Here is a 13628-nt window from a genome sequence, read left to right on the forward strand (position 1 = left end):
AAACCAACTAATTATTCTATATGGACCTATCTAATACTAAAAACTGGGCGATCGCAATTTTGGTTGTGGTCATTTTTGCATCCTGCAATAGCGAGGATGATGAAATTAGGGAGGGGAATGCCAAGGTAAATGTATCATTGATCGATGCCCCAGCAGATTATGATGGAGTATGGGTAGATGTTTTAGGAGTGGAAATACTTCCTGGTGATGTGGATGGAAATGATGAAAGCGCTTGGATAAATATTCCATATGAGAATGAAGACGGACAGGTTGACCTATTGACATTGACTGGAGGTAATGCTGAGTTCATTGGCTCCAAGGAAGTCCCTGCAGGCAAGATTTCTCAAATCAGGTTACTTCTGGGTGAGGACAACTATTTGGTTATGGATGGTGAGCGAATTGAACTCACTACTCCCAGTGCCCAACAAAGTGGACTTAAGCTACAGTTGAACCAAGAATTGATGGCCGGTATCCAATACGACCTTGTTATCGACTTTGATGCTGCCAAATCCATTGTTGAGGCCGGAAATTCCGGGAGGTATATTTTGAAGCCTGTGATCAGGGCAGTAGCAGAAGAGTCTGCCTCCATAGAGGGCCAGGTACTTCCTGTGGAAGCTGATCCTGTAATCTATGGGGTTATCAATGAGGATACGGTAAGTACCTTCACAAATGAAACTGGAGCTTTCGCCCTGAGAGGACTTGTTTCCGGAGATTATACCATTATAATTGATCCTGTTGAAGGTTATCAGACCGCTATACTCCATAATGTGACAGCAGTTGAAGGAGAAGTAACCCTATTGGATCCCATTGAACTGGAAACGTCAGAGACAATGAAAATTGCAGACACTATCCCCGTCTTATAAGCTCTCCTTTCTTTGGGCTTTAGAATGATGGACTGTTTTTTCTTTCAAATATTAGACAATGCTCGGGGGATACAATCAAGATATAATGGCTTAATTTTTCCACCTTTGTAAGCATTTCCTTTATTGGGAAGGTTAAACGAGATAAATAATACAATTAGGTTCCTCTATAAACCCGTTTTGTTGTACAGCCCCCTCGGGTCGGGCTATCCGTTTTGTCCCGGCAGGGCCGGGGATGCCGCTGCTATCCCTGCTGCGGGATGGTGTTTTGCTCCATAAATATCCGTTGTGGTTTTTTGGCTATGTGCCAAGGGATTATTTGAGACTTGTTTTGCTCTATTGCTGTCTTCTGGTCAAGTTTTGCCAAGTAGTGAAAAAACGGATATCCTTTTAGAAACCCAGACATAGTGGGGCGTGAACAGTGGATAACTTCCCATAAGTTACCCACAATTAACACCCATAATAACAATACTTTTTTTGTTTCATTCTATTTGCTTTCCTCCCTTTTCGAAAAGTGGGAGAGGGTTTGTTCATTAATCATTGCACAAAGTTCGCTTTTGGGCTGCCGGGGCGGCCAAGAGTGTCCGGCATAAACACGTGCCTTTCCCGCATTGCCCCCATTTATTCCGTTGCCACTTGGCCTTGGTTGCCCTCAAGCGGTATGGCGTCCATAATTAATTTCCAACCATCAAAAACGAAATGTTATGGACAGCAACAACAAAAACTCCACATTCGACCAGGTAGCTGAAATTACGCTGAGCTATCGTCCCAATTCCAAATTGTCAGAAAAACCTAAGATTACCTCATCCCAGATTGCAGAGAGGATATTGAGGGCACACTGGGAGGACTCCAAGCTGGAATTCATCGAGGAGTTCAAAGTGATATTGCTCAACAGGGCAAACCGCGTCCTGGGTATTGTCAGTGCATCGTCCGGTGGGATATCCGGAACGGTGGTGGATATCAAGGTCATCTTTGGAGCGGCCATGAAGGCGTCCGCATCGGGCATCATCCTTTCGCACAACCATCCGGGAGGGACACTTTACCCCAGTGAAAGGGATTCCAAGATCACCGAAAGGTTGGTCAAGGCAGGAAAGCTATTGGATATCCCGGTAATGGACCATATCATCCTTACAGCGGACGGGTATTATTCCTTTGCGGATAGGGGAGGGCTGTAAGGCCCTTTTTTAACCACATTTTTATTTAGCTTTTTTTCTGTTCCCTTGCCTCATTATAAGCCCATTCCAAAATATTCTCGATACTTTTGAACAATCGGTCCCTGCGTTCCCCTATTTCATTCTCTATTTCGCAAAAGCTGCCTCCTGTAGCATTTGAATGTAGAATCTGATAGTAAATACCTCCCAACATCAATCCGGTAATTGCCCGAATATCTACTGAGGTATCTTTAAAATACTCATCTGCTATACCGAATACTTCGCTTCCGAAGGCTTCCCGACGTTCACTTATTTCCCGCATCAACGTACTGTGTTCGCTAATTTCCCAAAGGATTATCTTTTGAGCTTCGGGTTCCGCAGACATATGTTCGTACAGTTTTTTTAACACATTTTCAATCAAATGCCTGCCATGGTCAGCCTTATGTTGGTCCAGCATTTCCGATGCACGGTTTTCAAAGCCCATCCAATAGTCTCTTCTTTTTACATAGGTTTCGATGAGTTTATCGGCAGTTTCGAAATACCGATAGATCAGTTTTTTACTGACCCCGGCCGTGTTGGCAATATTGTTTACGCCCAGTTTGGTATATCCCTGCCTCCGGATAATCTCACCTACGGCATCTATTAGCTTTAACTTCGTACGTTCTTTGTTTCGGAATTCTCCGTCTGGTATTTTTCTCGCCATTTTAACCTCTGGTTTTATTCTCTATGATGAAGATACTGTTTATTTCACCAAGTGGTAACAAATTTATTTATGTCACCACTTGGAAAGATTATGTTTCCTACTTTTACATGGTGACAGCTTTTTCACAAGCTGGTATCACTGGAATTTAATTGTTATTGTATGACAAAACAGAATTTTACTTATGATGAAAAAATACCTTTATGCCTGTCTGCTTTTGTTTGTGTCCACCATGTTTTTTTCCTCTTTAAGTAATGCACAAGTGCAATGGGGAGTACGTGCGGGAATGAATATGGCCAATTCCAAGTTTACACAAGCTGACGGCAGTGTAGAGGAAACCGACCCAGTCGTTCGCATGCAAATTGGCCTTACCCTGGATGTTCCGGTTTGGAATAATATTTATTTACAACCTTCTTTAATTTACCAAGGGAAAGGATTCAAAGGAATGGGGATATGGCCTGCCCTTGCCGAAGAGGACAGCGAGTTCAAGGTGAATCTATCTTATTTGGTGATGCCCATACATGTCGTTTTCAAGCCAAAATTGGGGAGCTCTGGGCACCTTTTGGTGGGAGCAGGACCTTATATAGGTTATGGGCTCGGCGGAAAATGGGAAAGTGAATCCGATTTACTTTATGATGACATAATGCTTGCACAGCGGCAGGGAGATGTGAATTTCACAAAAGATGGTTCAGTTGGAGAAATGGGGGCCTATAACTACGGTGAGCCTTGGGATTATGGGATAGGTTTCTTACTCGGTTATGAATTCATGGAGCGTTACAGTGTTCAGGTCAATGGGGATTTTGGCATGGCTGATCTCCAATATAAATACGGAGACTATGATACCGGTCAGGAACTCAAAAACTTAACCTTCGGTGTTTCTTTTGGCTATAAATTCTAGGTAATTTAGGATTATTGATGTCAAAACATCCCTTATTACTGCAATTGCCGGTTTTCTGTTTTGGTAAGTTCACTCGCCAAAATCAAATTTTATCAAAACTAAGACGTTGGTGCATTAAAGGTTGTCTCATTTCAAATAATCCAATAAGTTGATGTTAAGGTGAGCCAGAATTCATTGCTCACAGATATTCGCTCATTTTTTCTTTCTACCCACTTAGTGTTTCTACAAATTAACTCGTCAATAATGATGAAAAATTTCCTCTTAATTTCAGTAATAGCTATTTCTATTTTATTCTCCTGTACAGACCATGAGGAAGGCCCTCATATTTCTCCTTCTATCGATCATATAGAAATGGAAGCAGAAGGTGGAATGCAACAGATTGATTTTCCTTCAACTGATTGGAAGATTGACAGGATTGAAAATGTAAAAAGTAACACAAGGATCTTTGGTGATATCCTTACGCTGGAAAATGAAAGGGTAAATGAAAATGTGCTCCTGGAACTGGAAGGAGAGGGGCGATTGGATGCCATATGGCCCAATAAAGGTTTTGTACTTGTCCGGGACGTACAGAGCAAGCTTGACGTAAGGTTGAAAGAAAACAGTTCCGGTGAGCGGTTTGGATTTAGGATATTCCTCACCTCGGCAGATCAATCAACAACCATCACCGTATCCCAAAAAGCATCCCAGGGGTATGAGTTTAAGGGACTTGATTTCCATGTCAGTGAAGCAGACGGTGACTCCCTTTATTGGAAAAGGGGAAGCACGGTAAAAATAAACGTGCCCTACAGCCAGGAGATAGAGTTTACTCCCATTGGCGGGATTGATGTTTCAACTAGCTATTTGTTTAGCAGTGATGCCGCTGATGCATTTGTGTGGTTAAAATCAGATAGTGTAAAGGTAAGGCTTCCTGCCCATTTTCAGGAGGATGAAGTTTTTTTGGGTGAGGATAAGGGGATCTATTCAGAATACCTACAGTCGGAACTTTCAGATTTTTCGAATATCAAAGAACGTATAACTGTCCCGTCCGGGGAGTCAGCATTTAGAAGTGAATATGAGGTAAGACGTAGGAAGTTGAGTTACTCACTTCTGCTGACCAACAATAGGACTGGTGAAGAAAAAATTATTAAAGGTAAGCTCATCCAGATAGCCCCAACAGGTAAATATGAGGTGATCTTAATGGAGTGATTATTCGTTTTGCAGTGTTTAAAAGTATACCCTTGGCAATCAAAAATATCATGTTTTAACCCGTTAAACGGAGGGGCGGTTTGGGCCAAGAATGGGCCGCGATCCGGCGGCCAGCAAGATGTAGGATTGTCTGACGCCAATCCGATCTTGCCCCTTGCTGCCGGAGTGGCAAGGGGGAGAAAACCGCTCCGGAGTCGCAGATGGAATCTTTCCATGTTAAAGGCATTCCATGGCCGTAAGCCTTAATGTACCTTTGTACAGGCAGTTTTTTAGAACGGTATAAGGAAAGGCACTGGGTCCCTCCCGCTGTCTGCGAAGGTATCCGGCTAGCGGTACCGGGAAAGGGCAGGTAAATGCTTCCTGTCTGTCAGCACCCTTGCCCGGTACCTTTCGCCGTGATAAAACGGCATCCAAGAGGGAAGGGAACCTTTCCGACGGGCTGGACATTTAGACGTTTTTTTCCACCCTGACAATGAAATGGGGAGCCGGGATTTTTTGAGACATGACCATCACAGTGGAAAAGGCCTTCGACATTATCCGGACCAAAATCATAAGGCCATGTCATTGTTTTTTACGAATACCTGTCATATGACACCAATTCGTTAAATGGCTGAAAATCAATGCGCTGTTATTTCCTGTTTACAGAAGGTGTTTTTATTTTCGATAGGACGGTACCCTAACGGCAGGGTATTTCAGGCCGTGGGACCGGAAAAAATAAGGAAGGCTCTACTGAAGTTGACAACATGGAAGCACCAATTGATACATTATGGGAAAAAAGCACGGCAGGCGGATGGGCCTACCGGGGAACCGTAACGGCATTTATCCTGCTGTGGACGTTCACGGGGATGGAGAAGCTGTTGGGATATAATTCCTACCTGGGGGAGATCAAGAACCAGGTGTTCCCCATGGCCTGGGCGGAATGGATTGCCCCTGCTGTATTGGTTGCGGAACTGGGCCTTGCCCTGTTGCTGCTTGCCGGGCCCACCAGACAGTTGGGCCTTGCCCTGTCCATCCTGCTGATGGGCGTCTTTGCCACCTATATCGGCCTGGTCTGGATGGGTGCATTCCCCAGGGTCCCCTGCTCCTGTGCGGGCTTCCTGGAATCCATGGGCTGGCCTGCCCACTTTGTGTTCAACAGCATCTTTATCCTTGCGGGGCTTTTCGGCCTGTTATGGAAACCCAAAGACAGAAAAACAGAACATGCTACATAGGCTGCCCAATCCCATGGGAAGGAGGTGTTAGGTGAGATTGGCCTTTTTCCCCGGCAGCAAAAGGAGGAAGCCGAAAATCCTGAAAAGAGTAGGCGAAAACAACCATAAACGTTAAGGGATTTTGATGGTCAAAAATCCCGATCTCAATAATGAAAAAATGGATCAAGAATATGCCGTTGCTGGCCTTTGTGCTGGCAGCGGCAAGCGCCCTGGCATTCAATATGCCGGAAAACGAACGTGCTCCGGAATACGGTACCCCTGACGATGGGCAGACCTGGTATGACGTTACGAACGTGGACATGGGGCCCGCCCCGGACGAATACCAGTGCAATGCCTCTACAGAGTCCTGCCTGTATTCGGAAAAGGACCTGGAAAGTCCCATTACCGAAGAGGAAGGGGAGTTTGTTCCCGGATCGGCACTGATCCCTGATTGATCAGTTATGAAGGCCTCCCAAAACATGGAGGCCTTTTCTTTTTTCAATTATGTCCCGTTTCAGGGGTTCTGCTCCAATCCGTTCAACTGGATTTCAACAGGAGGGATTGGAAAGACATACCGGGGGCCTTGGGGTTCCAATACAAATTCTTTCCCATCTATCGTCCGGCTAAGTGTCTTGGCATATTCGGGTTCCCTGTTCAACCTTCTCAGATCCGTCCACCTGAGGATTCCCCTGCAGGGCAATTCCTTTCTTCTTTCCAAAAGGACGGCATCCAGAAGTTGGCCGGCACTTGCAAAATCTTGGTCCGTATAGTCACCTGGCCGGTAGCGTGTGGCCAGCCATTGGTTGAAAATGGGAACAGCCTCATCCAGGGCATTTCTTCTGGCCATGCATTCCAGTTTGATCAATTCCATTTCCGAAACGGTCAGTCCACTGAAGAAAAGGTAATCACCCGTATAATTGCCGATAAAATTATGCCCACCTGTGGCCTCATTGGGGTAAAGGTAGATGGCCTTTCTAAGGTCCCCGTCTTCATAGCTGTCCACAATGTCCCCGGCCACAAATAGGTTGGGGGAGAACAGATCGGATACCGAAAACATTTCGTCGTAAAGGAGTACCTCTTTGTTCTCCCGGGGGACCGGGTAAAAATAAGGGGGCAGTGGAAATTCCAGTCCCTGTTCCACCTCTGACAGGACCAACAGTTCTCCGCCCATTTCCAATGCAGAAGTGGCATGTTCCTCTGCTTTCCCATAATCCCCTATGCTGAGGTATATCCTGGCCAAAAGTCCATGGGCCGTCTGCAGGTTGGGGCGGGTCCAGTAAATAGAGCTTTCCGGCAACAGGGCCAGGGCATTGGCAAGGTCGTCAAATACCTGCCGGTAGTTTTCTTCCAATGGCGGTCTTTGTTCCCATTGGTTTACATCACTGTCCAGCTTTAGGGGCACTCCAAGTGCCCCTTCGGTTCCATAGGGCCGGGAAAACAGCTGCAACAGGATATAGTAGGCATTGGCCCGGAAATAAAGGGCGGTACCTTTGATCCCCATCGCCTGTGTACCCTCCTGTTCAGCAGGACCCATTTCCCGCAGTTTTTCGAGGATTATATTACAGTACAGGATCTGCTGGTAGGGCACGGTCCAGTCGCCCACTTCATCGGTGGTTTCGAAAATGGCCCTGTCCCAGGTATAGGCCATCCTGACCCAATCTTCCCTGAAGCCGAGGTATCCCTCGTCATTGGCCACCAGGTCATCGGAAGCCCAAAGTCCAATGGTAGGGGTACGGTTGAATACGTTGGTATTGTCCAGCATGGCCTGCATGTCCTCCAACGTTTCGGGAACGACAATTTCTTTTCTGGGCTTGGCATCCAGAAACTCCTGACAGGAACTGAGCAGGTGCGAGATACAGATGATCATGATGGCAAGTATGGGGTTGAGTTTATGTTTCATGTTTATGGTATTTGAATATTGCATTACTTTTCATCCCGATAGGAATCGGAACAGGCTATAAAGGAGGCTTTTGGCCGGTTATTCTGTCTTGATATTTTCAACTTGTTACCTGCTAGTTGAAAAGAGTCCCGGTTTCCCGTCTGGAAACATTTCCCGCCCTTGATGATGTATGGTTTACATATGAAGAAAGCAGGCGGTAAGGGACTCTGCTTAGATGTTAGACACAAGATGAAAGACATAGGACTGGTTTTCTTGAGCGGGATTGAAACGCCGAGGTCGTTGCGAATGAAGACCAATTTGGCAGCTGGGCCGGTCGGAGCACCAAATGGTCGAAATGAAGCAATCCTGTTTTCTGGACAGGAGACTGCCACCCCCTCCTTCGTCGGATTCGCAATGACGGACGTTCTATGACATTCCTCTTTCCCCTTTTTAGAAACAACCTCCGCCCACCGGCTTATGTGCAGCCCTGGTTGTATTTGATTTAAGTTTTAACGTTAATTGGATCAACGGACGACTCAATTGGCTTTTATGCCCTAGAAATCCATCCTCAATCCCACTGCAATGCTCCTCAAAGGTCTACCCGTTCTGTAATCAGGATCGAGCGGGTCATCACTGGCCTTCCATATCATGCCCACATTGTTGATATAGGTATAAAGTTCTGCACTCTGGAAGGGAAGCGAGGGCATCCTGCCCTTTTCAAACCGATAGCCCAAACGGATATCCTGTAGCCTGATATGGTCTCCCTTTTCCACCAGGGGTTCCGAGAACTGGTAGAAGTAATTCCTCGAAGAGTTGGAAGAGGAAGGCATGGAGGGGATATAGGTATGGGCTTCGTCACCGGGCTGCTGCCAGCGAAGGGCATGGTCGCCGTGCGTGATCCTGCCGTTCAGCAGGTCATAATAGTTGACCGACTGCCTGCGGTAATAATAGCCCAACCTGAAGCTAATGTTCAGGGACAGGGAAAAACCGTTCCATTCCAAATCATTCCTCAGGGCACCAAAGGTGGTGGGCCGTGCCGGGCCATGGTAGACCAGCTCTTCGGGGGTGGTTCCCGAACGCAGCGAATTGTAATTGTCGCTGGGTTCCCCGTCCACGTAGCCCAGGGGATCACCGGTATCCGGATCAAGGCCGCCCCAGCGCAGGCTGTAGATGGAAAACAGGGGCCTTCCTTCCATTGGGGCCGTTCCCAGCCCTAGGTACTGTCCCGTGGTGGAGGGAATGCCATAGGCGGTGACCTCTTCATTCAGGTGGCTGAAGATAAGGTTGGTCCGCCAGATCAAGGGCCCGTCCAGGTTCAGGGTGGAGAGGTTCAGGTCGATGCCCGAAGTACGGGTTTCGGCAAAGTTACCGGTGAAGGAGGTCACCCCTGAGGAAGGCGGAAAGCGGGTCTCCCCGATCAGGTCCCTGCCGTTTTTGATGTAATACTCCACACTTCCTTCTACCCGATCATTTTTGGAACCGAAATCAACCCCCATGTTCCAGATACCGATCCTTTCCCATCTCAGGGAGGGGTTGGGCGGGTTGATGATGGTGGCACTTCGGATTCCCGGGACGGGTGCCGAGCTTCTCGAAATAAAATAGGAAGCCGTGGTCAGCGAACTCAGCGATTTGTCCACATTGCCATTGTACCCGAAGGTCGTCCTGAGTTTTAGGTAGGGCATCCAAGCTGCCCCATAGAAGCCCTCTTCACTGATGGTCCATCCTGTCCCTGCCGACCACAGGGGAACTCCCTTGAGGTTGGTGTCCACCCCAAACAGGTTGGAGGCGTCCTTGCGCACACTCCCCGTCAGGTGCAGCCTGTTGTCAAAGGAATAGGCGGCATTGGCAAAATAGGAAACAAAGCGGTCGGTCAGTCCGCTGTGGCCGTCATTGCCGGGGATGGTATTCAGCGAATTGTTATGGTACAAGGGGAAGCGGTCCACCAGGTTTACCGGGACGCTAAGCCCCATTCCATCATCATAGCCATAGTAGCGTCTTTGGTCAGCAATTCCCTCCCAGTCCCTGAGCTCAAATCCTGCCAGCGCATCCAAGCGGTGAAGGCCCCAGGATCGGTTATAGTCCGTGCGTGCACGGAAAGTATGGCTGTCATCACGGCCATTGCCAAGGTCCAGGATGCCGCCCACCGGTACAGGATGTTCCCAATTGCCCTCCCCATTGAGCTGTGAGTAGCGGTTGACCATATTACGGGCAAAGTAGGATGCCAAGGGGTAATCGGTCCTTGTTTCGCTGCGGTTCTGCCAGTACTGGTAGGAGACGGCCGCTTTCCAGTTTCGGGAAAGGTTTACCTTGATATTCGTATTCAGCCTTATATCGGTGGCCCGGGCAAGGTCCGAGACCAGGCCGATTTCATCCAAGGGAACGTATTGCCAGTTGAGCAGCCCTGCAGCTTCTGCCTCTTCCACAAACCGGAGGTTATAATCACGGATAAGGGCCGCAGGCCTTCCCTGGGCATCGACCAGGCTTTCATAAGGTGAGCCGGAAGGGAGCTGCGTCCCGTTCTGGACGGAGGATCCTGTCAGGTATATCCCCGTGCCGACTTCCAGTTTTTCCTTCAGGAGTTTCCAGCCCATATCCCCTTTGAGCGTAAAGCGCCCGTTGTCATTTTCCCTGACCGAAGCGCTGTTTTTGTCCCAACCTACCGAAAGGGCATAGCGGTGAAAGCGGTCCCCACCGGAGAGGCCCAGGTTGTACTGCTGCCGGACGGCCGGACGGAGGAAGTATTTTTCCATGTCCCTCCGTATGTCCCTGTTTTTATAGGCTGCAATTTTATCATCGGCTTCCTGCTGGCTCATCATGCCCGTTTCTGCGGCATACAGGGCTTCCACCACTGGTGAAAGGGGCGTTTTGGAAGGGCTGTTGATGCGGGAACTGTAAAAGCCATTGTCATAGAGGCTCCTTTCCACCTCGATGAATTCCCCGATGTCCATTTGGGGTTCGTAGAAAAGGTCGGGCTTTTCGAGTACGGTCACATTGCTGGTCAGGCTAACGGAAAGGGGCCTGGCATACGTTCCCTTTTTTGTGGTGACCACGATGACCCCGTTGCCGGCACGTGCACCCCAGATGGAGGCGGCCGCGGCATCCTTTAGGATGGTGATGCTTTCGACATCATTTGGGTTTATATTCTGCAAAGGTCCATCATAGGGAAAGCCGTCGACCACCACCAAAGGTTGGGTATTGGCGAACAGGGTGCTCCTACCACGGATGCTGATGGGATCATTGCCGGAGCGGGCATCACGGCTAAAGAGCATCCCCGGGGCAATGTCCTCTATCCTGTCCATCAGGTCAGTGCTCACCCTTCGTTGGAGGAGCTTTTCGTCCAGCTGCACAAAGGAACCCGTGGAGCGTTCCCGAGGCAGCTGCTGGTATCCTGTGGAGACCACGTCCACTGCATCCATAGAGAGGCCTTCTTCGGCCAAAAAGGTGACAGGCTCTTTTTCCAATGGAACGGAAATATCCAAAGTCTGTGAACTAAAGCCCAGGTAACTGATCTCCAGCATGTAGGTACCTTGGGCCAATTGAAACCCATAGTTTCCGTTTTCATCGGTCACGGTAGCGGTTTCGGTACCGGCCACCCTGATAAGTGCACCGGACAGGGGCAATTCATTTTTGGCTTCCAGTACCTGTCCCTTTACCGGAAAGGCTGTCTGGGCATGCAGGGAACCGAAAAGTCCCCAGGATAATATAATAGCAAGTAGAAGATGTTTCATGGTGTCGTGCTTTGATGGGGTTCTTCAATGAGTTCCTGGATCAGGCCGGCAAGCTCTTCTGGATCATCGGGGAAGTTGCCGACTTTTCGGATTTTGCCTTCCCGGTCCAGCAGCATCAGGGTAGGGAAGGCGTGGATATTGTAATAATCCAGCACCTTGTGCTCGGGCCCTCCCGTCCATAGGTTGGTGTATGCTTCGGAGGTATATTTCCCTTCACGGATACTGTCCAGCCACTTGGCCTTGTCCCTGTCCCTGGAGATGGAGACCAGTTCAAATTCCCCGGCATCGCCAATGGCCTCGATGGTAGGCTGGAGATAGTTGTGGTGCATCTTGGAGCTGGCACTGCATCCTGTAAACCAGAAGTCCAGCAGGACCACCTTGCCCTTGAAGGTGCTGGAAGGTACCGTTTTTCCATCGGTACCGGTAAACTCGGTTTCGAGAAACGGTGCGCCCACCTTCTGTGCCTGATAGAGCCCCGAAATGGTTTCCAATACCCATGGGGTCTTTACGGTGGCCAGGCCTTGGGTGAATTTTTCCTCGGGAGATGGCAGCTGCCGGTAGAACTTGACCAGGTATTTGCCGATCAGTTGGTCGCGCACCATGGGGCTATATTCTCCATAGACCTCATAGATCGGCACCCCTTCCAGTATGGCCCTGAGGGTACAGCGGTCAAAGAGGTAATCGAGGTAATGGGGGGAATGCCGGAGTACATCCCCTTCCCTGTCCAGGGGAAGCGAAGAGATGATTTCATTATAGAGCTCCCTGAAGGCATCCGTGTGCCTGAACGAGCGCATAAAGGTCTGTACCATTTCACCATAGGCCATGCCCTCAAGCTCCTTTTCCATGCTGGCCATAAAACCCCTGTCCAGAATACCGGAATAGGCGCGTAGCACTTGGTACCCGGGATGATCTTTTATCTCCAGGTCAAGGACAGAGCGGATATAGGGGATGGAGCCGTCGCCATAGGACACCACCTGCATGGGTGGCTGCATCGACGGGGCGTTTGCCAATGCCTCTTTGTACTCCTCCCTGTTGTTACCTTCGTTAAAGTGGACGGCAGTATCTCCGGTGTACATGACCGGGGGAACCTGTTCCATAAATGCCCGGTGTGCCAGCCTGAGCTCGTGCTGGCACCGGAACTTCATCGCATCGGGTCCGGAGAAAATGGTAGAGCCGTTTTTAAGGTCCACGCTGATGGCCACACTGTCTCCCGGGGAGATTTGCACACGCTCCATAAAGGTGCCCCTGCCCCCTTTGATGGTCAGGTAGCCTATATCCGAAAATACAGGGCTATAGTAGGTGAAATATTCCATGGAAGCATTTCCTCCATAAACAGAACCTCTCCGGGAGGCTATTTCCGTATTTTCCGGTTCGGGAAGCCGGGCAAAGCCGTCCAGGTAATGGGTATTGAAACTTACCGTAAAGGTATCGATGGGGACAGGGGAGTTGACTTCGAAATATACCACCACGGGAGCCGGGGCATTTTCCGGCCCCGCGGTGGCAGGAGGTGAAGCAACTTGACCATATATTTCACTTCCAAAAAGGCATAGTAATGCCAGGAAGCATGTGAATGTTGTTTTTTTCATGCTTTAAATGCTGTTGTGTAGAAAGTGTTGGGACAGGGCCAAGAGTCTTGTCAGATGCTAGTAGCAAGAGCCAAGAATCAAGACTGGTTTACGGAGGCGAGAGCATCCTCAAATCCGTCATTGAGATGACCAGAGGGAAGAAGCCCGCCTCCCGGAGGGCAGGCAATCCCGTATTTACCCCCTAAATCCCCCTTAAAGGAGACTTCTTGATCTCGTAATCGAAATCTATTCCTCACCCTAAAGGGGGAGGTTAGTTGGGGGGAAATTACCATCTTCCAGTCTAGCCCGCTATGACGGAGACGAAATCAAGTCTCAGTTCTCACATCTCAATTCTAATGTCTTTTCCAACATTTCTACATTGTTTAAGAAATCATTTAGTTATTCCCAGCGCTAAAATAGCCCCGGGCCAGGCTGCCCTACCAGGCGCCGATGATCTTTGAGGATCATAAAG

10 protein-coding genes are annotated in these 13628 nt (G+C 48.8%); 6 read left to right on the forward strand and 4 right to left on the reverse strand.

Annotated elements, in window-relative coordinates:
• The first annotated feature begins 20 nt into the window (after nt 1-20).
• Both DN752_RS13145 and DN752_RS13150 read left to right on the forward strand, forming a co-directional pair.
• Nucleotides 21-863, forward strand: a complete 843-nt coding sequence (locus tag DN752_RS13145) for a DUF4382 domain-containing protein (RefSeq protein WP_112784369.1) — start codon at nt 21-23, stop codon at nt 861-863.
• Nucleotides 864-1564: 701 nt separating this feature from the next.
• The gene (locus DN752_RS13150; RefSeq protein ID WP_112784370.1) at nt 1565-2035 is read left to right on the forward strand and encodes a JAB domain-containing protein; all 471 of its coding nucleotides are present in this window, start codon (nt 1565-1567) and stop codon (nt 2033-2035) included.
• A 25-nt stretch (nt 2036-2060) separates the two neighbouring features.
• Here the strand turns inward: DN752_RS13150 and DN752_RS13155 are convergent, their stop codons facing one another.
• Nucleotides 2061-2714, reverse strand: a complete 654-nt coding sequence (locus DN752_RS13155; protein ID WP_112784371.1) for a TetR/AcrR family transcriptional regulator — start codon at nt 2712-2714, stop codon at nt 2061-2063.
• 181 nt (nt 2715-2895) lie between these two features.
• Here DN752_RS13155 and DN752_RS13160 point away from each other — a divergent pair, with 181 nt between their 5' ends.
• From DN752_RS13160 to DN752_RS13180, 4 genes are all read left to right on the forward strand, one after another.
• On the forward strand, nt 2896-3609 hold the full coding sequence (locus DN752_RS13160) for a porin family protein (RefSeq protein ID WP_112784372.1): 714 nt from the start codon (nt 2896-2898) through the stop codon (nt 3607-3609).
• Nucleotides 3610-3852: 243 nt separating this feature from the next.
• Nucleotides 3853-4794 (forward strand): hypothetical protein, encoded by a 942-nt coding sequence (locus tag DN752_RS13165; protein ID WP_162633209.1) that lies wholly within the window; start codon nt 3853-3855, stop codon nt 4792-4794.
• Nucleotides 4795-5537: 743 nt separating this feature from the next.
• On the forward strand, nt 5538-6005 hold the full coding sequence (locus tag DN752_RS13175) for a MauE/DoxX family redox-associated membrane protein (protein WP_245949213.1): 468 nt from the start codon (nt 5538-5540) through the stop codon (nt 6003-6005).
• Nucleotides 6006-6154: 149 nt separating this feature from the next.
• Nucleotides 6155-6439, forward strand: a complete 285-nt coding sequence (locus DN752_RS13180) for a DUF6520 family protein (protein ID WP_112784375.1) — start codon at nt 6155-6157, stop codon at nt 6437-6439.
• A 59-nt stretch (nt 6440-6498) separates the two neighbouring features.
• On the opposite strand, the gene DN752_RS13185 is transcribed toward DN752_RS13180, so the two are convergent.
• The 3 genes from DN752_RS13185 to DN752_RS13200 all read right to left on the reverse strand — a co-directional run bounded on the left by DN752_RS13185 (nt 6499) and on the right by DN752_RS13200 (nt 13177).
• Nucleotides 6499-7884 carry a RagB/SusD family nutrient uptake outer membrane protein gene (locus tag DN752_RS13185; protein WP_162633210.1) on the reverse strand — a complete coding sequence of 462 codons (1386 nt, stop codon included), beginning with the start codon at nt 7882-7884 and terminating at the stop codon, nt 6499-6501.
• Nucleotides 7885-8417: 533 nt separating this feature from the next.
• Nucleotides 8418-11591 (reverse strand): SusC/RagA family TonB-linked outer membrane protein, encoded by a 3174-nt coding sequence (locus tag DN752_RS13195; RefSeq protein WP_112784378.1) that lies wholly within the window; start codon nt 11589-11591, stop codon nt 8418-8420.
• Nucleotides 11588-13177, reverse strand: coding sequence for a TlpA family protein disulfide reductase (locus DN752_RS13200; RefSeq protein ID WP_112784379.1), 1590 nt, complete (start codon nt 13175-13177; stop codon nt 11588-11590). The genes DN752_RS13195 and DN752_RS13200 overlap by 4 nt, the downstream gene beginning before the upstream one ends.
• Nucleotides 13178-13628 lie beyond the last annotated feature (451 nt).

This window comes from Echinicola strongylocentroti (assembly GCF_003260975.1).
Classification (GTDB): domain Bacteria; phylum Bacteroidota; class Bacteroidia; order Cytophagales; family Cyclobacteriaceae; genus Echinicola; species Echinicola strongylocentroti.